At 59.7% G+C, this 24,460-nt stretch carries 18 protein-coding genes and 1 tRNA gene; 6 read left to right on the plus strand and 13 right to left on the minus strand.

From position 1 onward, the window contains the following. Positions 1-11 precede the first annotated feature (11 nt). From glgB to PZ897_RS06780, 7 genes are all read right to left on the minus strand, one after another. A complete protein-coding gene (glgB, locus tag PZ897_RS06750; RefSeq protein WP_275751069.1) occupies positions 12-2,234 on the minus strand; it encodes a 1,4-alpha-glucan branching protein GlgB in 2,223 nt (740 codons plus the stop codon). Further along, positions 2,231-4,711, minus strand: coding sequence for a glycogen/starch/alpha-glucan phosphorylase (locus PZ897_RS06755; RefSeq protein ID WP_275751071.1), 2,481 nt, complete (start codon positions 4,709-4,711; stop codon positions 2,231-2,233). Before PZ897_RS06755 ends, glgB begins: the two co-directional genes overlap by 4 nt. Positions 4,712-4,960: 249 nt before the next feature. Further along, complete coding sequence (locus PZ897_RS06760) at positions 4,961-6,655, minus strand: sulfatase-like hydrolase/transferase (RefSeq protein ID WP_275751073.1); 1,695 nt, start codon at positions 6,653-6,655, stop codon at positions 4,961-4,963. 635 nt (positions 6,656-7,290) lie between these two features. After that, complete coding sequence (locus PZ897_RS06765) at positions 7,291-8,205, minus strand: sugar kinase (protein ID WP_275751075.1); 915 nt, start codon at positions 8,203-8,205, stop codon at positions 7,291-7,293. Between the two features lie 63 nt (positions 8,206-8,268). Continuing rightward, positions 8,269-8,409 carry a hypothetical protein gene (locus tag PZ897_RS06770; protein ID WP_275751077.1) on the minus strand — a complete coding sequence of 47 codons (141 nt, stop codon included), beginning with the start codon at positions 8,407-8,409 and terminating at the stop codon, positions 8,269-8,271. Positions 8,410-8,807: 398 nt separating this feature from the next. Continuing rightward, a tRNA-Val gene (locus PZ897_RS06775) sits at positions 8,808-8,882 on the minus strand. 247 nt (positions 8,883-9,129) lie between these two features. Beyond that, positions 9,130-9,495, minus strand: coding sequence for a response regulator (locus PZ897_RS06780; protein WP_269389435.1), 366 nt, complete (start codon positions 9,493-9,495; stop codon positions 9,130-9,132). 258 nt (positions 9,496-9,753) lie between these two features. On the opposite strand from PZ897_RS06780, the gene PZ897_RS06785 reads away from it, so the two are divergent. Both PZ897_RS06785 and hisN read left to right on the plus strand, forming a co-directional pair. Then, positions 9,754-10,590, plus strand: coding sequence for an N-formylglutamate amidohydrolase (locus PZ897_RS06785; protein ID WP_275751309.1), 837 nt, complete (start codon positions 9,754-9,756; stop codon positions 10,588-10,590). Positions 10,591-10,927: 337 nt separating this feature from the next. Beyond that, positions 10,928-11,704 (plus strand): histidinol-phosphatase, encoded by a 777-nt coding sequence (hisN, locus tag PZ897_RS06790; protein WP_275751081.1) that lies wholly within the window; start codon positions 10,928-10,930, stop codon positions 11,702-11,704. On the opposite strand, the gene PZ897_RS06795 is transcribed toward hisN, so the two are convergent. Next, complete coding sequence (locus PZ897_RS06795; protein WP_275751083.1) at positions 11,691-12,677, minus strand: alpha/beta hydrolase; 987 nt, start codon at positions 12,675-12,677, stop codon at positions 11,691-11,693. The two genes, hisN and PZ897_RS06795, sit on opposite strands and share 14 nt — an antisense overlap. A gap of 407 nt (positions 12,678-13,084) precedes the next feature. Here PZ897_RS06795 and PZ897_RS06800 point away from each other — a divergent pair, with 407 nt between their 5' ends. Further along, the gene (locus PZ897_RS06800) at positions 13,085-13,552 is read left to right on the plus strand and encodes an Hsp20 family protein (protein ID WP_275751085.1); all 468 of its coding nucleotides are present in this window, start codon (positions 13,085-13,087) and stop codon (positions 13,550-13,552) included. Positions 13,553-13,628: 76 nt separating this feature from the next. Here PZ897_RS06800 and PZ897_RS06805 read toward each other — a convergent pair whose 3' ends face one another. The 5 genes from PZ897_RS06805 to PZ897_RS06825 form a co-directional block, all read right to left on the minus strand. Beyond that, positions 13,629-14,204 carry a DoxX family membrane protein gene (locus PZ897_RS06805; RefSeq protein ID WP_275751088.1) on the minus strand — a complete coding sequence of 192 codons (576 nt, stop codon included), beginning with the start codon at positions 14,202-14,204 and terminating at the stop codon, positions 13,629-13,631. Continuing rightward, entirely contained in the window at positions 14,201-15,004 is an 804-nt protein-coding gene (locus PZ897_RS06810; RefSeq protein WP_275751089.1) for a DNA-binding domain-containing protein, read from the minus strand. Before PZ897_RS06810 ends, PZ897_RS06805 begins: the two co-directional genes overlap by 4 nt. After that, a complete protein-coding gene (locus PZ897_RS06815) occupies positions 14,991-15,911 on the minus strand; it encodes a DUF692 domain-containing protein (RefSeq protein ID WP_275751092.1) in 921 nt (306 codons plus the stop codon). The genes PZ897_RS06810 and PZ897_RS06815 overlap by 14 nt, the downstream gene beginning before the upstream one ends. Before the next feature lie 33 nt (positions 15,912-15,944). Further along, positions 15,945-16,250 (minus strand): DUF2282 domain-containing protein, encoded by a 306-nt coding sequence (locus PZ897_RS06820; RefSeq protein WP_275751094.1) that lies wholly within the window; start codon positions 16,248-16,250, stop codon positions 15,945-15,947. Between the two features lie 172 nt (positions 16,251-16,422). Then, complete coding sequence (locus PZ897_RS06825; RefSeq protein WP_275751096.1) at positions 16,423-17,472, minus strand: low specificity L-threonine aldolase; 1,050 nt, start codon at positions 17,470-17,472, stop codon at positions 16,423-16,425. Positions 17,473-18,048: 576 nt separating this feature from the next. On the opposite strand from PZ897_RS06825, the gene gltB reads away from it, so the two are divergent. From gltB to PZ897_RS06840, 3 genes are read left to right on the plus strand one after another with little or no spacing between them, the layout of a single operon-like run. Beyond that, on the plus strand, positions 18,049-22,776 hold the full coding sequence (gene gltB / locus PZ897_RS06830) for a glutamate synthase large subunit (RefSeq protein WP_275751098.1): 4,728 nt from the start codon (positions 18,049-18,051) through the stop codon (positions 22,774-22,776). Then, complete coding sequence (locus PZ897_RS06835; protein WP_275751100.1) at positions 22,773-22,910, plus strand: hypothetical protein; 138 nt, start codon at positions 22,773-22,775, stop codon at positions 22,908-22,910. Before gltB ends, PZ897_RS06835 begins: the two co-directional genes overlap by 4 nt. A gap of 44 nt (positions 22,911-22,954) precedes the next feature. Beyond that, positions 22,955-24,409, plus strand: a complete 1,455-nt coding sequence (locus tag PZ897_RS06840) for a glutamate synthase subunit beta (RefSeq protein WP_275751102.1) — start codon at positions 22,955-22,957, stop codon at positions 24,407-24,409. Positions 24,410-24,460: the final 51 nt, after the last annotated feature.

Raw genomic sequence — 24,460 nt, forward strand, 5'->3', positions numbered from 1 at the left:
CCCCTTCGTCGTTACGCTGAGCCAGGCCTGTCCGGCGTCAACATCAAAGTAGCCAATGGTGGCAACATCAGTTCCGCGATTGTGCGGCCATCCTCCTGCCGCGTTGTGACCTCGCCAAGATTGCCCTTGCCTGATCCGCCGTAGATGGTGGCGTCCGAGTTGAAGATCTCACGCCATGTCCCGTCGATCGGCAACGGCAAACGATAGCCGTTGAGGACATTGGGTGTGAAGTTCGACACGATCACCACCGGGTCTTCACCGGGCGCATGACGGGCCCAGGCAAACACCGAGTTGGCACTGTCATCGGCAATAAGCCACTCGAAACCTTCCGGCTCGCAGTCGCGCGCGTGCAGCGCCGGCCTTGTGGCGTAGAGCCGGTTGAGATCGCGCACCAGATCCTGCATGCCGTGGTGGCGCGGGTCATCAAGATGATCCCAGTCGAGAGACCGGGCTTCACTCCATTCGCCGCGCTGCGCAAACTCCTGGCCCATGAACAAAAGCTTCTTGCCGGGATAGCCCCACATGAAGCCGAAATAGGCGCGCAGATTGGCGAATTTCTGCCACTCGTCACCGGCCATTTTGGTCAGCAGCGAACCTTTGCCGTGAACCACCTCATCGTGGGAGATGGGCAGGACGAAATTTTCGGAGAACGCATAGAGCAGGCCGAAGGTCAGGTCCTGATGGTGGTGTTTGCGATGGACCGGGTCACGCTGCATGTAGGAGAGCGTGTCGTGCATGAAGCCCATGTTCCACTTGAAGCCGAAGCCGAGCCCGCCCTCATGCACCGGAGCGGACACTTTCGGCCAGGACGTCGATTCCTCGGCAATGGTGACGACGCCGGGATGGCTGCCATACACCGATGTGTTCATCTGCCGCAGGAACTCGACCGCGTCGAGGTTTTCGCGGCCGCCATCCTTGTTGGGGATCCACTCGCCTTCCTTGCGCGAGTAATCGAGGTAGAGCATCGAGGCGACCGCATCCACCCGCAGGCCATCGATGTGGTAGGTCTCGGCCCAGAACAGGGCATTGTTGACGAGGAATGATACGACCTCGCGGCGGCCGAAATTGTAGATCGCCGTGTTCCAGTCGGGATGAAACCCCTGACGTGGATCGGCGTGCTCGTAAAGTGCGGTGCCGTCAAAATTGGAGAGACCGTGGGCGTCGGTCGGAAAGTGCGCCGGCACCCAATCGAGAATGATGGAGACACCGACCTGGTGTGCGCCATCGACAAAGCGCGCAAACCCCGCCGGTTCGCCAAAGCGGGCGGATGGCGCGTAGAGCCCGGTGGTCTGATAGCCCCAGGAGGGATCGTAGGGGTGTTCGGAGACAGGCAGAAACTCGATATGGGTGAAGCCCATTTCCACGGCATAGGGGATCAATTCGTCAGCCAGCTGATCCCAGGACATGAAGGATCCGTCCGCTGTCCGGCGCCAGGAGCCCGGATGCACCTCATAGATCGACATCGGCTGGCGGCGGGCGTCAACCTTGCTCCAATGGGCGCGGTGAGCTCCGTCTCCCCACTCGTGGCTGAGGTCAGCAGCAACAATTGACGCTGTCGCAGGTCGGAATTCGGCGCGGCGGGCGAACGGATCGGCCTTCAGTGGCAGGCATTCGCCATCAGACCCGATGATTTCGTATTTGTAGACCGCGCCGGGTTTGACACCAGGGGCGAATATCTCCCATACGCCGATATCGGCACGAAGGCGCATGACATGGCGGCGGCCGTCCCAGTCGTTGAAATCGCCGACAACCGACACGCGTCGCGCATTTGGCGCCCAGACGGCGAAGTGCACCCCGTCCGTGCCCTGATGATGCATCGGATGGGCCCCGAGCTTGTCAAAGAGCCGCAAATGCGAGCCTTCGGCGATGAAGTAATCATCCATCGGGCCGAGTACAGGGCCATAAGCGTAGGGGTCGTTAATCACCCAGGACGCCGTGGCATTTGATGCCGCGTAACGAAGCGGCTGGCGCTCGGCGATAGCAACACGGCCTTCAAACAATCCCGCGACACAGCCGGTCTTAAGCGTGCCCGCCGGTTCGCCGTCCAGCGTCAGGGCAATGAGACTTTCGGCGCCGGGCACAAAAGCGCGGGCGAAAAATCCGCCGTGAAACTCCTGAACGCCAAGGACGGAAAAGGGGTTTCCATGCGCACCCGAAGCAATCGCTGTCGCTTGGTCGGCCGAAAGGTGAGGCACCTTGGTGTCGGCGTCAGGCACGGGTCCCTTTTGGGTCATGGGCCGGCTTTCCAAATTTCCTTTGCATACTGGCGGATGGTTCGGTCCGAAGAGAACCAGCCGACACGCGCGGTATTGAGGATAGTACGGCCATACCAGGCCGCTTCGTCAACCCACAAACTGTCGACCTTGCGCTGCGCCCTGGCGTATTCGTCGAAATCGGCAGTCACCATGAACCAGTCATGATCATACAGTCCGGCAGTCAGTCCGGAGAAGCGATCGCGGTCATCGGGGCTGAATACCCCGGAAGATATCGCCGTGAGAGCCTGCGACAGCTCGCGCGATGATTCGATGATGGCGCGCGGCTCGTGACCGGCGATCCGTCGATCGGCAACCTCTGCGGCGCTCAACCCGAAGATGACGATGTTGTCCTCGCCGACGCAGTCCTGAATCTCGACATTGGCGCCGTCGAGCGTGCCGATGGTCAGTGCGCCATTGAGGGCGAACTTCATATTGCCGGTCCCGGACGCTTCCATGCCCGCAGTCGAAATCTGCTCCGAGAGGTCGGCGGCCGGCACCATGATTTCGGCCAGCGACACATTGTAATTGGGAATAAAGACGATCTTCAAAAGACCGCGAACAGCCGGGTCAATGTTGATCACCCGGGCCACGTCGTTGGCAAGCTTGATGATCAGCTTGGCGTTGTGATAGCTCGGCGCCGCCTTGCCAGCAAAGAATTTCACGCGTGGCGTCCAGTCAAGCTCGGGGTGGGAGCGTATCTGATCGTAAAGCGCCACCGCCTCGACAATGTTGAGCAACTGCCGCTTGTATTCATGGATGCGCTTGATCTGGATGTCGAACAGGGCCGAGGGATCGAGCCTGATGCCCATGCGGCGGGCAACCAGATTGGCAAGGCGCACCTTGTTGTCGCGCTTGACGGCTGCAAACCGGGCACGGAACTCGGCATCACCGGTGAAGGCGTCGAGAGCGGTAAGCGCTTCCGCATCGTCCATGAAGTCATCACCGATGGCCTCGCGAATCAGCGAGAACAGGCCCGGATTGCACTGCATCAGCCAGCGGCGCGGGGTGATGCCGTTGGTCTTGTTGTTGATGCGGTCGGGATAGAGGTGATGGAGGTCCGAAAACACGGTCTGCTTCATCAGATCTGTGTGCAAGGCCGAGACGCCGTTGATGGAATGGGAGCCGATGAAAGCCAGATTGCCCATGCGCACGCGACGTTCGCCGCCTTCGTCGATCAGCGAGACGGAGCGGATCTGGTCTTCGTCATAGCCACGCTGCTTGCGGGCCTGGCGCAGCACCTTGGCGTTGATCGCGTAAACCAGTTGCATGTGACGCGGCAGCAGCCGCTCGAACAGCGGCACCGGCCAGCTTTCCAGCGCTTCGGGCAGCAGCGTGTGATTGGTGTAGCTGAAGGTCTTGCGGGTGATCTCCCAGGCCGGGTCGAATTCGATGCCGTGAACGTCGATCAGCAAACGCATCAGTTCGACAACCGAGACCGCCGGATGGGTGTCGTTGAGCTGAATGGCGGCCTTGTCCGGCAACGAGGCCAGATCTCCATATTGCTGCAGGTGCCGGCGCAGGATGTCCTGCAACGAGGCTGTCGAGAAGAAGTACTCCTGACGCAACCGCAACTCCTGTCCGGCGGGGGTCTCGTCGGCGGGGTAGAGTACGCGAGACAGAGCCTCGGCCTTGTTGCTCTCGCGCAGGGCCCCGATATGATCCCCGGCATTGAATGCGTCGAGCAGAATCGGATCGATCGGTTGAGCGGTCCAAAGTCTCAAGGTGTTGACCCGTTTGGCCCGCCAGCCGACGACGGGTGTATCGTAGGCCACAGCCATCATGCGCTCCTGGGGTTTCCAGGTGCCGCGGGTTTCGCCAGAGCCATCGTCGGTGGTCACCACTGATCCGCCAAACCCGATCTCATAGGCGCATTCGCGGCGCGGAAATTCCCACGCATTGCCATGCGCCAGCCAGGTTTCGGGCAGTTCGACCTGCCAGCCGTCGCTCATCTGCTGCCTAAACAGCCCGTGAACATAGCGGATGCCGTACCCGTAGGCCGGGATGTCGACCGTGGCCATCGATTCCATGAAGCAGGCGGCAAGCCGCCCGAGGCCGCCATTGCCGAGCGCTGCATCCGGTTCGAGCGCTGCAACCGCATCGAAATCAACGCCCAGAGATTGCAGGGCTTGCTGGACTTCCTGCAAAAGTCCGAGATTGGATACGGCGTCGCGAGTCAGCCGACCGATGAGGAATTCCAGCGACAGATAGTAAACCCGCTTGCCGCTTTCCTCATAGGTCTTGCGGGTGGACGCCATCCAGCGGTCAATGACCCGGTCGCGGATCACCAGAATGGTGGCGGTCATCCAGTCATGCGGCTTGGCGACCTTGGCATCCTTGCCGATGGAATAGGTCAGCCGTTCGATGATTTCGGCTGCGAGCGCGCCCGGATCGCTGCTGCGCGGGGCGGGCGAGGGGAGATCAGCCATGGCGGACTTGTCGATCATCATAGGTCCCATTCTTCTGGGGCCTGAACGCGACAGGTGCGCGCACGGGCAATGTTTTCGTGATGTGTCGGTTTTTGAGCAATGACTGATATTTCCATCAATATCCAGTGATTTAATCCATTAGATTGATGGAAATCGTCTTGGATAGGCGAAAGCAGCCGCAATGGTGCTGTTGTTTTTCCGGCTCCGCGCGCGTGATAGTGCGGGCTTGGCGGCCCGTTGCCAGCCAGCAGTTTGCTGGGCCCTAACTTTTGCTGTCGGTTACTGAACCGTCAGATATCCTGAGGCGATGCGCTTTTGCAGATGCTGGTCAACCGACCCTCTGTCGGCACAGAAATGCATTTTCCCCTCGCATCGGTCCCTGAGTGCGGCGAGATCGGCGAACATCGGAGATCGGCCCAGTCCCGCGGCCTCGATCAACGACACGCCAAGATAGGCAATGTCGAGGCTGGCGAAGTCAAACGGGGCCATGTTCAGTTCCAGGCCCATGCCGTGAACGGTGAAATAGCTCCGGTACGCCGATGATTTGAGGTCGTTGACTGCGAAGTCTGGATAGAGATGGTTCACCACTTCGCGGGTGGCAAAAGACTGATGATCGCCGAATTCCAGCACGATGGACGGGTGGTCCCTGCTTTCCGCTTCCGCCTGACCGAGGAACCAGGCAAAGTCTTTCTGCGACTGTGCAACCCGGCGCAGGTATTCGTCCAATTCAATATTGCCGCTTGTGCTCGTCAGTTCCAGATCCGGATCGGACAGATGCTCGACATAGGGCGAATGCGCAAACATTGTCTGCACTTCCAGGAATAACGGTCTGCCGTCCGTTCTGCGGTGCTGTTCGATAAAGGCCCGTGCGGCCTCGAAGTAAAACCGGTCGCGGTGGGCGTATTCGCTGGCGCCGATGCGGTTGTAATCGAGAACCTCGTCGAAACCGATCGATTCAAGAAACGGTCCCTCGTTGACGAAGCCGTGATCCATCGGCATCAAAACCGCGGTCCTGTAGCCGCAGCGTGACAGTTCGGTGGCCAGCGATTGATGGACCTTGCCCTCCATCGTGGTGGTCAAATAGGGCGCGCGCCAACCAAAATCGAGGCTGGACAGGCCGGTCATCAACGAGAAGTTGGAAACCCATGTGCCGCCGCCGAAGGTTTCCACCCGAAGTTCGCGTCGCTTTCCGTCGGCTGATTTGAACTGCTGCGCGAAAAGCTGGCTGATGCCGTATTGGTCAAGCCGGCTCAGATCAGTCTGGCTTTCGCTCAAGACCACAAAAAGATCCGGCTTCGGCCCCGTCGCTTCACAGGGGCCGGGCGAGGCAAAGGGCCGGGCCGCCGGCAACTCGGCAAAGCGATCGGAGATGCTTCTGCCAATCGCTGCGTCGCGGAGGTCAAGAAAGGAGACGAAGAATGCGGAGGCGTTAAAGCCGCCAAGATAGTGGAAATACCGTGGCTCGTCAGCCGCGAGCGGGTAGCTGAGCGGTATCAGTGCGAAGGTGACTGCCACCATTCCGCTGCGCCGCAGGGCGCTCATCCTGGCCTTGTGCTCGGCGATGAAAACGAGCGTGAGGCCGATGAGAGCGCCGATCATGAGCACGACAACCGGTAGGATGTAAGCTGCGAAGCCGTTCATGAGAAAGGCAAAGGCCTGCGGATCGGTGCCGGTAAAAACCAGATCATAGATGTGAAGATCAAAGCCCTTGGTGCGATATTTCAACACCGAGGCGATCGAAAGCAGCACGGTGATTGCCAATGCTGTGTAAAGCGAAAAATAGATCCGGCTGCTCAGCAGAAAAAGCACGGTGACAATGCCCAAAACCGAGAGCATGACAAAAGGCATGTGATGGGCAGCCCGTTCAAGCAGGTATAAAAATGCGGTGCAGGAGAGGACTGCTGCAATCGCAGCAACAGGGTTGAAGATCAATGCTGACAGATTGCCAATCAGCTTTTTGCTATTCACCCACATCAGGCCATTCTCCGGTGTCCAAGCCTGGAGAAATGCATGTATTAACAACTCATACAAATGCTATGAGAAATTGTCCTTAACGACGGGATTGGCATTTGGAAGCGCCAGCAGCGTGAACAGCGCTCAGCTTGCCCCGGTGCCATCGATGATGACAAGGCTCTGCGCGCGCAAGCAGTGCTCGATGCGCCCATCGGACCGATGTCACGCAGGGGGGCCGGTAATCACGGAGCCACCGGGCCGCGGGCGAGCATGGTGCAATCGGCGACGGCAGCCACCTTGTCGCAAGAGCGCAGGGCGACAAGGTGAGCGCCGAAGCAGGTTCGTCCAACAGCAAGTTTCGGGCTTCGCAGCAGTGCCTGGCGATCGAAGCCCGTTGGCGCTGGCCTGGTGAACGTTTCGACAGGGGCCGGAAGGCCACTTCGGTGATGCGCAACGCATCGCGGGTGTCGGCGAGTCGCTTCATGCGGGGCGTGAGGGCAGCGGATTGGCTTCGACCAGGGCTGCTTCCAAGTCCGGCGCATGCCTTCAGATTGCAATATCACCGAATGAACTGGTCCACGAAATCAGCGCCGGGACCATTGCCTCGTCGTGTTTGCGGCACAGGTCGATGATGCAATCGGGGACTTCCGCCTGGCTCACTCCTCGGCCAGGAAAGCTTCGACCGCTGCGGCCCGCGGGATTGGCGCAATGGCGCCGTAGCCCTGGGTCGACAGTGCCGCGGCTGCGTTGGCGTAGCGGGCGGCTTGGAAGGGATCGTCACCGGCCACCAGACGCGCAAGAAAGGCGCCGTCGAATGTGTCGCCGGCTCCGGTTGCATCGACGGCCTCCACCCGGCGGCCTTTGATCCGCCGCCGCTCCTCTGCCGTTGCGACCAGGGTTCCGTCCTCTCCGAGCGTCAAGGCCACCACGCCGGCACCCAGCCTGAGATAAAAATCCGCAATCGCCTCGGGGTCTTCAAGGCCAGTCAGCTGGCGTGCATCGTCAAGCCCGGGCAGAGCGATGTCGCACTGCGCCACGGCCGCGTGAATCACCGCGCGGGCGCGTTGCAACGGCCAGAGCTTGAGCCTGAGATTAGTGTCGTAAGAGACCTTGCCCCCGGCTGAGCGGACTGTGTCGATCGCCGCAAATACAGCATCGGCCGCCAGTGCAGAAATGCCCTGGCTGATACCCGACACATGCAGAATTTTAGCGGCTTTGAGCGCGTCCAGCGGCAGATCGTCGGGTCCCATCCGGCTGCTCGCCGATCCCGCCCGCATGTAGCTGAACTCATGCCCATTGGCGCCGTGAGTGACGAAATAGACACCGGTATGGGCGTCTGTGACCTGTTTGACCGTCGAGGTGTCGATTCCTTCTCCGGCCCACAGCTCCATGAAGGACTTGCCGAATGTGTCTGCGCCAATATGGGTAACATAGCCGACGCGGGCGCCCTGCCGCGCTGCGGAAATGGCGCAGTTCGAGGTATCCCCGCCGTGGCCAGGCAGATAGCTGCCTCCCGGCTGTTGATTGAATTCGAGCATGGGCTCGCCGAGGCACAGTATATCGGGGGACATGGGTTTCCTCTTCGGTTTGCCGCCCGCAAGTTGTCGCGACAGCTTGCGGGGGGGCGATTAGTTTCAGCTGCGGCCGCATTTGGCGAGGCCGTTCCTGCGTGAGCCGGACTCCATGATCAGCCGGGCCTGCTCGGCATCAATTTCCAGTGCGACGGCTCGAACTTCTTCGACCTGTTCGCGGAACACATACAACACCGTCGACATCGCCGACAATGATGTCGTGGCTGCTGAGGCCGCGTGAGCGCGAGGTCCTCTCGCCTCGGGTGCCGGGGAAAGGTCGAGGCCAGCTCCTCGGCCTTTAACGCCTCGGCGCGGTCCAGGCGGGCCCGCAGCTCCAGTTTGCCTTCGCCGAGGTCTCGGCTGACCACGTTGTGTGCATCAAAAAAAACATTGATGCACACACCAAAGAAGGAAGAGATTGTGAAGCGGCTCGACCGGCGGAAGGTTTCTGGACGCGTGAGATCGCAGGGCGTTACAACGTCTGGGAAACCCGTCAGGGTCGTGAATTCAAGAGCTTGCAGGAGATGTGTGAGTGAGACGTGAAATAATCGTCCGTGAACCTGGTGTCCACTGTGCAAGCCTGGTCCAAGTGCTTGAAAGGATGGTGGGCGTAACAGGGATTGAACCTGTGACCCCTACAATGTCAATGTAGTGCTCTCCCGCTGAGCTATACGCCCATCCGATGCGCCGCATACACCACACAATCCCCATTGCGTCAATACGAATCCGTTTTGTTTTTTCGGACCACCCGGCGTTGCGGTGCGGTGCAAGCCGCTGCAAGCGCGTAAACAGGCGCAAACTGCGCCTGTCTTTGCGGGATTGCGGCGTCTCGGGCCGCGTGGCGGGTAAAATGGGGGAGCAGCAGGCATTGCGGCGCCCGGGTGGTTCGACGGCAGAATCTCGCGAATTTGTCGGCGGCGGCTATCAGGCCGCGAGAATCATCTTGTTGACCTCGTCAACGAGGTCGCGCAGATGGAATGGCTTGGACAGAACCTTGGCATCCTTGGGCGCCTTGGAGTCCGGGTTGAGCGCCACGGCGGCAAAGCCGGTGATGAACATGACCTTGAGGTCTGGATCGAGCTCGGTGGCGCGGCGGGCCAGCTCGATGCCATCCATCTCTGGCATGACGATATCGGTCAGCAGCAGCGTGAAAGGTTCTTCGCGCAGGCGATCATAGGCGCTGGCGCCATTGTCGAAGGAACGGACCTCGTAGCCGGCTTTTTCCAGTGCCTTGACCAGGAACCGGCGCATATCATTGTCGTCTTCCGCGAGGAGAATTTTCGGAGTCATTCTATTTCCAAACCTGTCATCGGGCTCATCGAGCTCTGCCTTTGTCCTATATGGGGACGTTCCAGTAAACATCAGGTGAATGATGGCGTTTTTTCGATGCGTTTTACCCGTACTGGACAGTGGCAGAGGCAACTGGCAAGGTGAAAAACGCGGATGATGGGCAAAGGGACGGAAATGGGTGAAACCAACAGCCCCGGCACGGCAAGCGACCGGGATGCCGATTCGCGTGGAGTTGCTCCTTTCGAAATTCACCTGCCGATGCAGCAGACCGAGCCGTTTGTTTTCAATTCGCCGCATTCCGGCCGGATCTATCCCGCAGGCTTCTTGCAGATGTCGCGCCTCGACAGAATGGCGATCCGGCGCTCGGAGGATTTTTTCGTCGACGAGTTGTTTGCGAGAGTGGTGCATCTGGGCGCGCCGATGCAGGTGGCTCAATTCCCCCGCTCCTGGCTGGATGTCAATCGTGAACCCTATGAGCTTGATCCGCGCATGTTCGACGGGCCGTTGCCGGCGTTTGCCAATATCGGTTCGCTGCGCGTGGCAGGCGGGTTGGGAACGATCCCGCGGCTGGTGGCCGAGAACATGGAAATTTATCGTGGACGGCTCAGTGTCGAAGAGGGGCTGTCCAGGATCGAAGGCGTCTACCGGCCTTATCATGCCAGTCTGCGCCGGATCATCGCGCAAACCCATGTGCAATTCGGCAAGGCGATCCTGATCGACTGCCATTCGATGCCGGCCAGCGTTCGTGTTGCAGGCGGCAACCGGCGACCTGATATCATCATCGGCGACCGCTATGGCGCCAGCGCGGACCATGATCTCTCCTACGCCGCGGTCTCGATCCTGTCCGGTCTGGGGTATCATGTGGTTCGCAACAAGCCCTATGCGGGCGGTTTCATCACTGAACATTATGGACGTCCGGCCAGGGGTCTGCACGCGCTGCAGATCGAGATTAATCGCGGACTTTATGTTGATGAGGAGCGGCTGGAGAAAACCTCCGGGTTTGAACCGCTCAAGGCCGACCTGAGCGAATTCGCTGGCGATCTGATGGCCTATGTCCGCGAGACTTTGTCCAAAGACCGGCTCGCGGCCGAGTGATAATCAACGACGCGACTAGTCTGCTGCCCGGCTGGTTCTGTTCAACTGGCGCCATCGTCTGAACTACGTCGGGTCTGCGGACGAGGCAAAAAAACCGCGCTCGCGACGCGGCAAATCCGGGGAGGAAGCGCCCAAGGAGCATTCACAGTCTTAGGCTGCGATGAAACGCTGATCTTGCGGCAAGCAAGTGCCAATTGCTTCTGCTTTGATCGCGCTTCGGCAGGATCTGCTGCCGCAGGCCCCATTGCCGAGGCTTGCAATTTGGCGACGGGCGGGTCAGTTCATTGGTACCAAATATCGTTCCGTCCGCCCTCTGTGTTCTTTCATGGGAAACCAAATGCTTCCTGACATCACTTTCTTCGACGCCATTGCTGAAGCGGCCGCCACGGAAACGCTGCCGCGTTTTCGGATGCCGGTCACCATCGACAACAAGTACACGATCGGATTTGACCCGGTCACCGAAGCTGACAGGGCCGCCGAGATGGCAATCCGCCGGGTGATCACCGATCACTATCCGGACCACGGTATTCTGGGCGAAGAGCATGGTGATGTCGGCCTTGACCGCGACTTTGTCTGGGTTGTCGATCCGATCGACGGAACCAGGGCCTTCATTTCCGGGCTTCCGGTCTGGGGCACACTGGTGGGCCTGTATCACAAGGGCCGGGCGGTGATGGGGATGATGGATCAGCCCTTCACCGGCGAGCGCTTTATCGCCGGGCCGGACGGTGCGCTTGTCAAGCGGCACGGCGAAAATTCAGCGCTCGTCACGCGCAAGGGAGTCGGGCTCGAACAGGCGATCATGATGACAACCTCGCCGCTGATTTTTCCCGAAGACCTGGCATCATCCTACAAGCGTATTGAAAGCAGGGTGCAATTGACCCGCTACGGATGTGATTGCTACGCCTACGCGATGGTTGCCGCCGGGCATATCGACCTGGTCGTGGAATCGGATCTCCAGCCCTATGATGTCGGCGGGCTGATCGCGCTGATCGAACAGGCGGGAGGTGTGATCACGACCTGGACCGGAGATCGTCCGGAAAATGGCGGCAGCATCGTTGCCAGCGGGTCGCCAGACTTGCATGAGGCGGCGTTGGAGGTGCTCAACCAGTCTTGATTTCCGGGGCCGGTGTGGGTTCGGCGGCCTGGTCGGGCGGAATGAATGCGTCAATGGCAGCCAGGGTCGGAATTCGGTAGCGATCGGCTTCCTGAAGCAGTTCGTGGCGGGCGCCATCAACCATGATGGCGCGACCGGCGCGGAAGCGGTTGCCGAGGCTTTCAATGGCTTGGGGTGCGACGATCTTGTCATCGCCGGCGCCGATCAGCACGGTCGGCACCTTGATCTGGTCGAGATGCTCAAAACGGGTGACGCGATCCATCGCAGCCAGCATTTCATTGATCCACCTTGCGCTGGGCGGGGCGAGGCGCAACTCGGGATGGGCCATGTGCAGCGCCTGATTGCGGGTGAAACGATCGATGTCGGAGGTGAGGAGGTTGTCGGCAAACGGCACGGGAAAGCGATCCCTGCCCGAAGCCAGCCGACCGAAGCCGGTCATTCTAAGCAGCCTGGTAATCAGCCGGATACTCCATGTCGAAACCAGTTGATTGGACAGCTCAATAAAGGGCGCGAGCAAAACCATGCGCTCAATGCGGTTGGCCAGTCTTGGCGCCATCGAGAGTGCCACCAGCGCGCCCATGGAATGGGCCACAAGACAAAACGGCAACCGCGCATCGGGGAGCACGATGGTTTCGAGAAACACCGACAGATCGCTCTCGAAGTCGGCGAAACGGCGGACATCACCGCCCCTGGGATTTTTTGACAGCCGCTCCGACAGACCTTGCCCGCGCCAGTCAAAGGTCGCCACCCAAAGCCCGCGGTCTGTGAAATGGCGGATGGTCTCGAAATATTTCTCTATGCACTCGTTGCGGCCCTGCAGCAGCACCACGGTTCCGCGTGCAACCGGAATATCGGATCTGAAAATGGCATAGCGCAACCGTTTGCCGCCAACACTCTCAAACCAGCCGGCAACATGGTTTCCGGGCACCGGATTGCCGTCCATTTCGATCAGCAGGGGGAGATCATCGCTCATGGTGTTCCGGATTAGTGCTTCGCCTGCCTTTGGTCAAAAGGAAAAGCTTAGCGGCAAAATGAAAAGCCCGGAATCCAAGTGAAAAAGCCGGAGCCGCCTTGTCAGCGGCCCCGGCCAGATGCCCGGAACAGAAGGGACAGGATGCTCCCGGCGGCTCAGACTGTCTGGGTCTGATTGGGCTCATTATTGCCGGTCAAAGTTGAACCTCGGCCAAACGGGCCATTCATTTGCCATTCAGGGTTCCAGTCTCGAGGGTGGCTGCGCAAAGATCTTGAACCCGCGATCGACAGTTCCCACATTGGTTTTGCAGGCGCCGGTTACCGGGCCTGCTGGCAGGGATGCCGCCCGTTGTGGGGCAGACCAGAAGCCAGAACGCTAAACCCAAGTCGCTCTGAAGGAGGACACCCATGCGTCACGTTGACTTTTCACCCCTTTACCGATCCACAGTCGGTTTCGACAAGCTTTTGACCATGCTTGACGGACTCGCGCCGACGGATCAGACACAATCCTATCCGCCGTACAACATCGAACGGACCGGCGACACCACTTACCGCATAACCATGGCGGTGGCCGGTTTCGATGAGGCCGAGATCTCGATCGAGGCGCGCGAACATGTCTTGACTGTCACCGGCGAGAAGGCCGACGACAATGAGGTCAAAGGCACTGAATTCCTCTATCGGGGAATTGCCAAGCGTGCGTTCGAACGCCGCTTCCAGCTGGCCGAACATGTCGAGGTAACCGGCGCATCCTTGCGCAACGGACTTCTGCATATCGATCTGGTCCGCGAACTGCCCGAAGCGATGAAGCCTCGCCGCATTGCCATTTCAAATGATGCAAATGGCGAGACCAGGCAGATCGAAGCCCAAACGGCCTGATTTTTCCCCCAGTCAGGACGTGTATCATGGCGCTCAGGAAACTGGGCGCCATTTTTGCCCGCGGGAGCTCGGGGACTTAAGTGTTGTCTGTGCGAAACCGTTTCAGCAGGGCATCGGCGGAGAGAAGGCCCGGGCCCTTGAGGGCGATGACCAGTAACGGCACCAGCCAAAGCAGGCGCTGGTCGGCGATCAGGCCATCGGGAAATCTGTCGAACAGGGCGCCGATGCTTTCAGCGCCGATCTGATGCACGGTGATGTCGACCAGGGTCTGGACCGCAATGAAACCCATCATAGCTATGGCTGCAAGGCGGGCGAACAGGCCGATGACAATCAGCAGCGGCAGGATGAACTCGGCGTAGGTGCCCATGACAACAAGCAGGCCCCAGGGCAAGAACGCAACCGCATCAACGTCGCCGCCAGCAGCTTCCACCGCGGGCAGCGCGATCTGATAGTAAGCCCCTGGTGCAATGGAAAAGAAACCCGATACGCCCTCGCCGACCTTGGTCTTTGCCGAGTTGAGGTAATAGGCCCACAAGACCGATGCAAAGACAAACCGCGCAATGAGCCCCAGCAGCCAGCTGTCGCCGAGCTGTTCGAGATAGCCGAAGGCGCGGTGGTGAAGGCTGGTGAAGAAATCGATGATGGATGTCATTTGACTGGCTCCGAAACCGTTTGACCCGGCGTGCAGCTTGAAAACAATCCGGCCTCCAGCATGGCTGAAATGGCGGATGGCAGATCGAAGCCTGAATGCTGCTCAAGCGTGATGCTGGCAGCCTGGCTCAGTGTTGCACCGGCGATCAACCCCTCGAAGAATAGCGACGCGCCCGATGGCAGTGTGCGAACCTGAACCGCGTCGGATGGCCGGGTGATCAACCCATCCTCCGGCTCGAGCGGGCGAATGTTGCCGAGTGGCCGTTGCTCGCGGCTGGCGGAGAAGATCGACACCACGGCAAAGCGGCTTTGAACAATGCATGTGGCCGGATGGGGGGTGAAGATGGTTTCACCGAGGTTTTCCGGCGAGATCGCGCCAAGACTTTCCGGACGCAAGGGCTCGGCGTCGGAGGCGTGATAGGCGTCAAGCCACGCCCGCTCCATCCGCGCCACGTCTGGAAGATACGGCAGCTTGTCAACCGGCTTGAAGCGCTCGAGAAAGGCGGCAAAGCCTGCGCCATACTCGAACATCAGGGCCGATTGCGGCGGCTCCTCGGCGAGGTAGATCCGGGCCATATCCCGAAAGAAACCTTCACCGACCAGGCGTTGCACCGCCGGAAATATGTCCGCTAACGCATTGATCAGACTGACGGTCACGTTGTTGCGGTAGACTGCGAAACGCTTGGTGGCGGCCTTGCCGCCTGGCCCGATCACCCCATCGGGCAAAGGGAGATCGGGGTTGAGCAGCGCCGCGCCGAACCCGGCCTGGGGAGAGGGTGGTTCCACCTTACCCTGCGGCATGACGGGATCCGAGCAGTGAGGCAGGCCCGAGACGATCCAGAACAGCTTCGACAAGTTGCGCTTCCCGGCGCAATACTGGCCAGTCCGGCACATCATTGTCCCATTCGACAAGTGTCGGCAGAGCGCCTGTCTGGATGATGACTGTTTCGTAGAGCTTCCAGACAGCGTCGGCGACCGGGCGATCGTGGGCATCGATCAGCAGCAGGTCGCCTTCATCGTCAACATCCTCGGCATGGCCGGCGAGGTGAATTTCCTCAACCAGTTCAAGCGGGAACTTGCGCAAATATTCGAGCGGTTTCCAGCCGTGATTGGTGGCGGAGACGAAGACATTGTTGACATCAAGCAGCAGGCCGCAACCAGATTTGCAGGCGATTTCCCGGATGAAATCAGTTTCCTGCATGGTCGTCTGCTCGAAGGCGACATAGGTCGACGGGTTCTCGAGCAGGATCGGGCGTTTCAACCGATCCTGAATCTGGACGATGTGAGAGACGACCCGGTCAAGGGTCCGGGAGTTGTAAGGGACCGGCAACAGGTCGTTGAAATAGCCTGCATCATGGCTCGACCAAGCGAGATGTTCCGACACCATTGCAGGCTCATAGCGCTCGACGACTCTGGCCAGGCGCTCCAGATGTAATGGATTGATACCGCTTTCCGAGCCAATCGAGAGCCCGACGCCGTGCACGGAGAGAGGAAATTCCGCACGCACTGCGGCAAGTGCCTGGTGGACCGGGCCGCCGTCTCCCATGTAATTTTCAGCATGAACCTCAAGGAAGCCGATCCTGTAGTCGTCAGTCAGGACCGCATCGATGTGTTCGGCTTTCAATCCCGCCCCCGCACGAGGCGGGAGCGGGGTATTTGGGAAACGGGAAGTCCCGGCATGCTGCGAAGCAGGGGCGGAGTGCGGCATCTTCAGGACCTCCGTTCAGCTAGTGTTCCCGAGTCAGGCCGGAATGTCGCGGTCAAGCGGTTCGAGCGATCCCATGCGGCCTTCGCCAACATCCATGCCAACGCAGGTGCCAGCCTCAACATTTTTCCAGGCATTGCCCTGAAAATCCACTTTGGAGGTGCCGGCACAGGTGGTGCCAGGTCCGGCGGCGCAATCATTCTTGCCCGCCATAGCCACACCATAGCATTTTTCCGTGGCTGCTGATGCGCCATCGGTGGATGCCAGGAAGCTTGCACCTGAAATCGCCATTGCCACTGCGCCAGCCAGGGCCGAGGCACCGATGAGTGTTTTCTGCGACATGCTGTTCTCCTTGATTTATCAGAATTGATTTCCGGGTTGTCTGCCCCCGGTAGAAGAACCATGCCGAATTGATGCATCACTTGGAAATCAAGCGCGCGTTATCCGGCATCACTTGCGCGTGAGCCAGATGTGAACTGTTTGGATTTGCCGATAAACAGTCGTGACTGAAATTCTAGTTCAGCATGTCGACAAACTGATCCACATTGTTCTCGGTTGTTGCGAAGCTGGTGACAAGTCTGATCATGGTTTCCTCGGCGCCAATCAGATGGGCGGCCGAGCGGGGTGCGGACCATTCGTAGAACATTGCCCCTTTGGCCATCATCTCCTTGACGAGCGGCTTGGGGACAATCGGGAAGGTCTCATTGGCTTGGCTTTTCCAGGCCAGGCGGGCATTGTCCGAGCTCTCGATGCCGGCCTGCAGGCGGGCGCACATGCTGTTGGCGTGGCGAGCGGTCTCAAGCCAGAGGTTGTTTTCGAAATAGGCGTCAAACTGGGCCGCAATGAAGCGGCTCTTGGAAAAGAGCTGTGCGGCGCGCTTGCGGATGAAAGGGGTCTGACGCGCCATTTCAGGATCGAGAAAGACAAGTGCTTCAGCACACCAGCAACCATTCTTGGTGCCGCCAAACGAGACGATATCGACGCCGAGATCTGCCGTCATCTGAGCCGGCGTGAGATCCAGTGCGACAAGAGCGTTGGCGAATCTGGCGCCATCCATGTGCAGCGGCAGGCCGTGGGCCTTGGCTATTCTGGAAATTTCACGGATTTCATCCGGCTGATAAAGTGTGCCCGACTCGGTGGCCTGGGTGAGGGTGACAGCCATGGGCTGACCGGCGTGAACGAAGCCTTGGGGAAAGCGGGCGATCTCCGCTTCCAGCGCCGCTGGATCCATTTTTCCTTCCGCTCCATCCACCGGCGCCAGCCGCGATCCGTGACTGAAGAATTCCGGCGCACCACATTCATCGGCAAAAACATGAGCTTCACGATGGCAGAATGACACACCACCGGGCCGGTTGACGGAGGAAAGCGCGAGCGAATTGGCGGCGGTGCCGGTTCCGACAAAGAACACTGCAACATCCCGACCGAAAGTTTCGTTGAAGGTGTTCTCGACCTTCCGGTCCAGGTCTCCGGCGCCATAGGCTGCAGCAAACCCGTTGGAATGAGCCATCAGCGAGGCAGCAATGGCTGGGTGAACGCCAGCCCAGTTGTCGGATGTGAAAATCATCAGCGGGATCTCCGAAAGCTTGAGTGTGTTCGGCTATCGCATGAAACTGCATGCTTTCAAAGTGTCTGAAGCGGCCGGATCGGTATCAAGTGCCCGCCACGAGGGGCAGGTTCGTGCAGCGGGTCTTCACGCGCGGCTTTCAGCCCGTGTGCAGCAAAGCTTCGGATGATGGCCGGTTTGCGTAATTAAATTACGCCTTTCATCGCCCGATAAGCATTTACGGTCGTTCTGATGCGATTTTTTTGGGGCAGTATCTTGCGAAGTCGACTGCATTCTGTCATAGAACGATGCAAATAGGACAGTGTTGCTGTCCTATTTGTGCCTGCCCCGGGCAACTGGCTGAGGCCGAGGCAAGTGCAAATGGCAGGCGAAATCCGGAATCCCGCGATCCTTCGGTTGCAGATGACGGCTCCCACGCCTTCATGATAAAATCCACTCGGCGCGCTCCACCATCAGGTGAGACTTGCAAAGCGCGCGAGACCAGACGGTAGATGAATTCGGGTCGCACAGCGCCGCCGTACTCGGCGAGGGCGAACGAGGTGTCGACATCCCCGCCATGGCGGCAATCAAGGAGGAATGAAGATGGCAGACTTTTCACCATCTCGGACGGAGACTGGCGCTTGTGAGGCTGTGGCCAAGAACAAACCGGTCGCCGTGCAGACCTTCGGACTGCCCTCACGACAGGGTCTTTACGATCCGCGCAATGAACATGATGCCTGCGGGGTCGGGTTCGTCGCGCATATGAAGGGGCAAAAATCGCACCAGATCGTGCGGGACGGCCTATTCATGCTTGAAAACCTGACCCACCGCGGCGCAGTCGGTGCTGATCCGCTGATGGGCGATGGCGCGGGACTTCTGGTGCAGATTCCCGACAGGTTTTTTCGCGAGGAAATGGCGTTGCAAGGGGTGACGCTTCCCCGCGCGGGCGATTACGCCGTCGGATTCGTCTTCATGCCGCAGGACGAGGCCCAGTGCGACCACCTCAAGAAGATCATTGCCGAAGTTGTCGCCTCCGAAGGGCAGACGCTGCTGGGCTTCCGTGATGTGCCTGTTGACAATTCATCCCTGTCGGAGGCGCCCGAAATCGTTGCGACAGAACCCCGCCATGTTCAGGTTTTCATCGGCAATGGTGCAGGTGCTGAAGATCAAAACGTCTTCGAGCGGCAGCTGTTTGTGCTCCGCAAAGTCATTTCGAACCGGGTTTACCAGGAAACCGATGGCCGCGACAATGGCTTCTATATTGTCTCGCTGTCGACGCAGACCATTGTCTACAAGGGCATGTTTCTGGCCTACCAGCTGGGCGCCTATTACAAGGATCTGAGCGATCCACGGCTGGAATCCGCGGTCGCCCTTATCCATCAGAGGTTCTCGACCAACACGTTTCCGTCGTGGAAGCTTGCGCATCCCTTCCGGATGGTGGCGCATAATGGCGAAATCAACACGTTGCGCGGCAATGTCAACTGGATGGCGGCCCGGCAGGCGTCGGTGTCGTCGCCGTTGTTTGGCAGCGACATCTCCAAGCTCTGGCCGATTTCCTATGAAGGCCAGTCCGATACCGCCTGCTTTGACAACGCACTCGAGTTTTTGATCCGGGGCGGCTATTCGATGGCCCATGCGGTGATGATGCTGATCCCCGAAGCCTGGGCCGGCAACACGTTGATGAATGCGGACCGCAAGGCCTTCTATGAGTATCATGCGGCACTGATGGAGCCCTGGGACGGTCCGGCAGCGGTCGCCTTTACCGATGGCGTCCAGATTGGCGCCACGCTCGACCGGAACGGGCTGCGCCCCGCACGCTACATCGTCACCGATGATGACCGGGTGATCATGGCGTCTGAGGCCGGTGTTTTGCCGGTCGACGAAAGCGCGATCATCAAGAAGTGGCGGCTGCAACCCGGCAAGATGCTGCTGATCGACATGGAAGAAGGCCGGATCATTTCCGACGAGGAAGTGAAGTCGCGGCTGGCGGCAAAGCACCCTTACGGCGACTGGCTGGAGCGGACCCAGCTGATCCTCGAAGATCTCAAGCCGGTTGAACCGCGGGCCTTGCGCAGGGATGTGTCGCTGCTCGATCGTCAGCAGGCCTTCGGCTACACACAGGAAGACACCAGGACCCTGATGTCGCCGATGGCGACCACCGGTCAGGAAGCCATCGGCTCGATGGGAACCGACACGCCGATTTCGGTGATGTCGCAGAAATCAAAACTGCTCTACACCTATTTCAAGCAGAATTTCGCGCAGGTGACCAACCCGCCGATCGACCCTATTCGCGAAGAGCTTGTGATGAGTCTGGTGTCCTTCATCGGGCCGCGTCCAAACATTCTCGACCACAAGGGCGCAGCGAAAAAGAAGCGGCTTGAGGTCCGCCAGCCCATCCTTACCAATGGCGACCTTGAGAAAATCCGGTCAATCGGCCACACCGAGGATCGTTTTGACACCAAGACGCTGGACTTCACCTATGCGAGCGAAAGAGGTTCGGATGGGATGGAGGCTGCGCTTGAGCGGCTTTGCGACCGTGCGGAAGAAGCCGTAACCGGCGGCTACAACATCATCATCCTGTCTGACCGCCAGGTCGGGGCAGACCGGATCGCGATCCCTGCGCTGTTGGCCACTGCTGCGGTTCATCATCATCTGATCCGCAAGGGGTTGCGTACTTCGGTCGGCCTTGTGGTCGAATCCGGCGAGCCGCGCGAAGTCCACCACTTCTGCTGTCTGGCAGGCTACGGCGCCGAGGCAATCAACCCCTATCTGGCCTTCGACACGCTGCTCGACATGCACAAGCGCGGCGAATTCCCACCGGAAGTTGATCAGTACGAGGTCGTTTCCCGCTATATCAAGGCGATCGGCAAGGGTATTCTCAAGGTGATGTCAAAGATGGGCATCTCCACGTACCAGTCCTATTGCGGCGCGCAGATCTTCGATGCGATCGGCCTGTCGACGGATTTCATCGACACATATTTCACCGGCACCGCGACAAACATCGAAGGCGCAGGTCTCTCCGAGGTGGCGTCAGAGACCGCCGAGCGGCATCGGCTTGCGTTCTCCGGCGACCCTGTGCTGGCAACCTCGCTGGACGTGGGGGGCGAATATGCCTACCGGGTGCGTGGCGAAGAACACGCATGGACCCCCGACGCAGTCGCCACGCTTCAGCATGCTGTACGTGGCAATGCGAAGGACCGCTTTCGCGAATTCTCGGAAATCGTCAATCATTCGACCGTGCGCATGAACGCCATTCGCGGCCTGTTCGAGATTCGCACTGCCGAGATCACTGGCCGGCAGCCCGTGCCGCTGGAAGACGTCGAGTCGGCGGCGGCCATTGTCAGGCGGTTCTCCACCGGGGCGATGTCCTTCGGATCGATCAGCCGCGAGGCGCATACGACGCTGGCGGTTGCGATGAACAAGATCGGCGGCAAGTCCAACACCGGCGAGGGCGGGGAAGAGCCGGATCGCTACCTGCCGCTTTATGGCGGTGGCCGCAATCCGGAACGCTCGGCGATCAAGCAGGTTGCCTCGGGTCGCTTCGGTGTGACAGCGGAATATCTGGTCAATGCCGACATGATCCAAATCAAGGTTGCCCAGGGCGCCAAGCCGGGCGAAGGCGGGCAACTGCCTGGTCACAAGGTCGATGCGACGATTGCCAAGACCAGACACTCGACGCCGGGCGTCGGACTGATTTCACCGCCACCGCACCATGACATCTATTCGATCGAGGATCTTGCGCAGCTGATCTTTGATCTGAAAAACGTCAATCCGGAGGCGGATATCTCGGTCAAGCTGGTCTCCGAAGTGGGCGTGGGAACCGTTGCGGCAGGCGTTGCCAAGGCACGTGCCGACCACATCACCATTTCGGGGTATGATGGCGGCACCGGCGCATCGCCGCTGACCTCGCTCAAGCATGCCGGCAGTCCGTGGGAGATCGGCCTCGCCGAAACCCATCAGACGCTGGTGCTCAATGGCCTGCGGTCGCGCATTGCGCTGCAGGTCGATGGCGGACTGAAAACCGGACGCGATGTCATCGTCGGGGCTCTGCTTGGGGCTGATGAATTTGGCTTCTCCACCGCGCCCTTGATTGCGGCGGGCTGCATCATGATGCGCAAATGCCATCTCAACACCTGCCCGGTCGGCGTGGCGACACAGGACCCGGTTTTGCGCAAGCGTTTCAAGGGGACGCCGGAGCATGTCATCAACTTCTTCTTCTTTGTCGCCGAGGAAGTGCGCGAATGGCTGGCGACGATGGGCTACCGCAATCTCGATGAGATTATCGGCCAGTCGGAGTTGCTCGCCAAGGACGGCATGATCGAGCACTGGAAAGCCAAGGGGCTCGATTTCAGCCGTATTTTCCACAAGCCGGATGCGGCCAAGGAGAAGATCTACCAGACCGAACGCCAGACCCATCCGATTGCCGATGTCCTCGACCGGAAGCTGATCGAAACGGCGATGCCGGCGCTCGAGAACAGGGAAACCATCGAGTTCGACGTCGATATCAAGAATGTCGACCGGTCGACCGGTGCGATGTTGTCTGGCGAGGTTGCCAAGCGGTTCGGGCACAAGGGGCTGCCGGACGACACGATCACGGTCAATCTCAGCGGCACCGCAGGCCAGTCTTTCGGCGCCTTCCTGGCCCATGGCGTGACCTTCAACCTGTCGGGTGACGCAAATGATTATGTCGGCAAGGGGCTGTCTGGCGGATGCATCATTGTCCGGCCGCCGGCAGACTGCCCGATCGTGGCAGAGAATTCGATCATCGTCGGCAACACCGTGCTTTACGGTGCGATCGAAGGCGAGTGCTATTTCCGCGGGGTTGCGGGTGAACGCTTTGCTGTTCGCAACTCAGGCGCCATCGCCGTGGTCGAGGGCGTGGGGGATCACGGTTGTGAGTACATGACCGGCGGTCTGGTTGTGGTGATCGGTGAAACCGGCCGCAACTTCGCAGCCGGCATGTCGGGCGGGGTTGCCTATGTTCTCGATGAAGCGGGCGATTTCGCCAGCCGCTGCAATATGGCGATGGTCGAACTGGAACCGGTTCCCGAGGAAGACGATATCCTCGAGAAGCTGCACCATCACGGCGGCGACCTTGCCCACAAGGGCCGGGTCGATGTCAGTGGCGACATGACCCGGCATGACGAGGAACGGCTGTTCCAGCTGATCTCCAATCACATGCATTACACCGGGTCTGCGCGGGCCAAGGCCATACTCGACGATTGGGCCGGTTACCGTCCGAAATTCCGCAAGGTGATGCCGGTCGAGTATCGGCGTGCGCTTGAGGACATGGAGCGGATGCGCATGGGCGTGGCGGCGGAATGAATCGTGGAGCAGTCTTCCACCGGCTGCTTTCGACGGCCATCGCAAGCGCCGTGCCGGCGGTTGCCAGCGCTGCAAACGACAGGTTCGGCATTGAATTCATCGTCCTGGGGGCGGTCATTGGCCAGGCCTATTGATATCGGGGGCTTCCTGGCCGCCACTCTGATGTAAGGAATATAGAATGGGCAAGGTAACGGGTTTTCTCGAGATCGACCGGCAGACGGCAAAGTATCAGCCGGCATCTGATCGCATCCGCCATAACCGCGAGTTCACCATCCGGATGAGCGATCAGGAAGTGCAGAAGCAGGCGGCGCGCTGCATGGATTGCGGCATTCCCTATTGCCACGGACCGACCGGCTGCCCGGTGCACAACCAGATTCCGGACTGGAACGATCTGGTTTACAACGACAACTGGGAAGAGGCGATCCGCAACCTGCATTCGACCAACAACTTTCCGGAATTCACCGGTCGGATTTGCCCGGCGCCGTGCGAGGAAGCCTGCACTCTCAATCTTGAGGATGCACCTGTTGCCATCAAGACCGTGGAGCAGGCGCTGGCCGACAAGGCCTACGAGCTTGGTTTTATCGTGCCGCAGCCGGCTCTGCGCAAAACCGGCAAGACGGTTGCCCTCATCGGTTCGGGACCTGCCGGCATGGCGGCAGCTCAGCAGCTTGGCCGCGCCGGACACGATGTTCATGTCTATGAGCGCGAGAGCCAGCCGGGCGGCTTGCTGCGCTATGGCATTCCCGATTTCAAGATGGAGAAACACTTCATCGACCGTCGCATCGAACAGATGGAAGGCGAAGGCGTCACCTTCTTCTGCAACGTCAATGTGGGCGTCGACAAAAGCGTTGAAGAGTTGCTCGCAAGCTACGACGCGGTGCTCTACACCGGCGGCTCCGAGACGCCGCGTGACGTCGGTATTCCGGGTGCCGATCTGATTGGCGTGCATGATGCGATGCCGTATCTGGTGCAGCAGAACAAGCGCGTGGCGCGCGAAAGCATCGACAATGTCGGCTGGCCTTCAGATCCGGTGCTGGCGGGTGGCAGGCATGTGGTGGTGATCGGCGGCGGCGATACGGCCTCCGACTGCGTCGGCACCGCGTTCAGGCAGGGCGCTGTCAAAGTCACCCAGCTTGATATTCGGCCACAGCCGCCCGAGAAGGAAGACAAGCTCGCCGTCTGGCCTTACTGGGCCACGAAAATGCGGACATCATCATCCCAGGCCGAAGGTGCAATTCGCGAGTTCCAGGTCGGCACCCTCGAACTGATCGGCGAAAACGGCATTCTGACCGGGGTCAAATGCTGCGAGGTCGATGAAAAACGCAAGCCGGTGGCTGGAACAGAATTCGTCATAAAGGCGGATCTGGTGTTCGTCGCGATCGGCTTCCGCGGGGTGCTGGAAAAGGGCGTCGTCAGCGAGCTTGGCGACAAGCTTGTGGTGAACGTGGACCGGCGTGGATCGAGCAATGTCGTCGCCAATGAAAACGACTATCGCACGTCCGTTGACAAACTATGGGCCGCTGGCGATGTGCGCCGTGGGCAGAGCCTTGTCGTGTGGGCGATCCGCGAGGGTCGTCAGGCTGCGCGGGACATCGATCTGAGCCTGATGGGGGCCACAGATCTTCCCCGCTGATGCAATTGAGCGCAGGCGCGCCAGAGGGCGCGGCCGGTGTCGCGGCAAATC

It is taken from the genome of Hoeflea sp. YIM 152468 (assembly GCF_029210485.1).
Classification (GTDB): Bacteria; Pseudomonadota; Alphaproteobacteria; order Rhizobiales; family Rhizobiaceae; genus Hoeflea.

Excerpts from the sequence above, each read along its gene's own strand:
- glgB (WP_275751069.1), bottom strand. The coding sequence starts at position 2,234 with ATGACCCAAAAGGGACCCGTGCCTGACGCCGACACCAAGGTGCCTCAC.
- PZ897_RS06755 (WP_275751071.1), bottom strand. The coding sequence starts at position 4,711 with ATGGGACCTATGATGATCGACAAGTCCGCCATGGCTGATCTCCCCTCG.
- PZ897_RS06760 (WP_275751073.1), bottom strand. The coding sequence starts at position 6,655 with ATGTGGGTGAATAGCAAAAAGCTGATTGGCAATCTGTCAGCATTGATC.
- PZ897_RS06765 (WP_275751075.1), bottom strand. The coding sequence starts at position 8,205 with ATGTCCCCCGATATACTGTGCCTCGGCGAGCCCATGCTCGAATTCAAT.
- PZ897_RS06770 (WP_275751077.1), bottom strand. The coding sequence starts at position 8,409 with ATGTCGACGGTGTTGTATGTGTTCCGCGAACAGGTCGAAGAAGTTCGA.
- PZ897_RS06780 (WP_269389435.1), bottom strand. The coding sequence starts at position 9,495 with ATGACTCCGAAAATTCTCCTCGCGGAAGACGACAATGATATGCGCCGG.
- PZ897_RS06785 (WP_275751309.1), top strand. The coding sequence starts at position 9,754 with ATGCAGCAGACCGAGCCGTTTGTTTTCAATTCGCCGCATTCCGGCCGG.
- hisN (WP_275751081.1), top strand. The coding sequence starts at position 10,928 with ATGCTTCCTGACATCACTTTCTTCGACGCCATTGCTGAAGCGGCCGCC.
- PZ897_RS06795 (WP_275751083.1), bottom strand. The coding sequence starts at position 12,677 with ATGAGCGATGATCTCCCCCTGCTGATCGAAATGGACGGCAATCCGGTG.
- PZ897_RS06800 (WP_275751085.1), top strand. The coding sequence starts at position 13,085 with ATGCGTCACGTTGACTTTTCACCCCTTTACCGATCCACAGTCGGTTTC.
- PZ897_RS06805 (WP_275751088.1), bottom strand. The coding sequence starts at position 14,204 with ATGACATCCATCATCGATTTCTTCACCAGCCTTCACCACCGCGCCTTC.
- PZ897_RS06810 (WP_275751089.1), bottom strand. The coding sequence starts at position 15,004 with ATGCCGCAGGGTAAGGTGGAACCACCCTCTCCCCAGGCCGGGTTCGGC.
- PZ897_RS06815 (WP_275751092.1), bottom strand. The coding sequence starts at position 15,911 with ATGCCGCACTCCGCCCCTGCTTCGCAGCATGCCGGGACTTCCCGTTTC.
- PZ897_RS06820 (WP_275751094.1), bottom strand. The coding sequence starts at position 16,250 with ATGTCGCAGAAAACACTCATCGGTGCCTCGGCCCTGGCTGGCGCAGTG.
- PZ897_RS06825 (WP_275751096.1), bottom strand. The coding sequence starts at position 17,472 with ATGATTTTCACATCCGACAACTGGGCTGGCGTTCACCCAGCCATTGCT.
- gltB (WP_275751098.1), top strand. The coding sequence starts at position 18,049 with ATGAAGATGGCAGACTTTTCACCATCTCGGACGGAGACTGGCGCTTGT.
- PZ897_RS06835 (WP_275751100.1), top strand. The coding sequence starts at position 22,773 with ATGAATCGTGGAGCAGTCTTCCACCGGCTGCTTTCGACGGCCATCGCA.
- PZ897_RS06840 (WP_275751102.1), top strand. The coding sequence starts at position 22,955 with ATGGGCAAGGTAACGGGTTTTCTCGAGATCGACCGGCAGACGGCAAAG.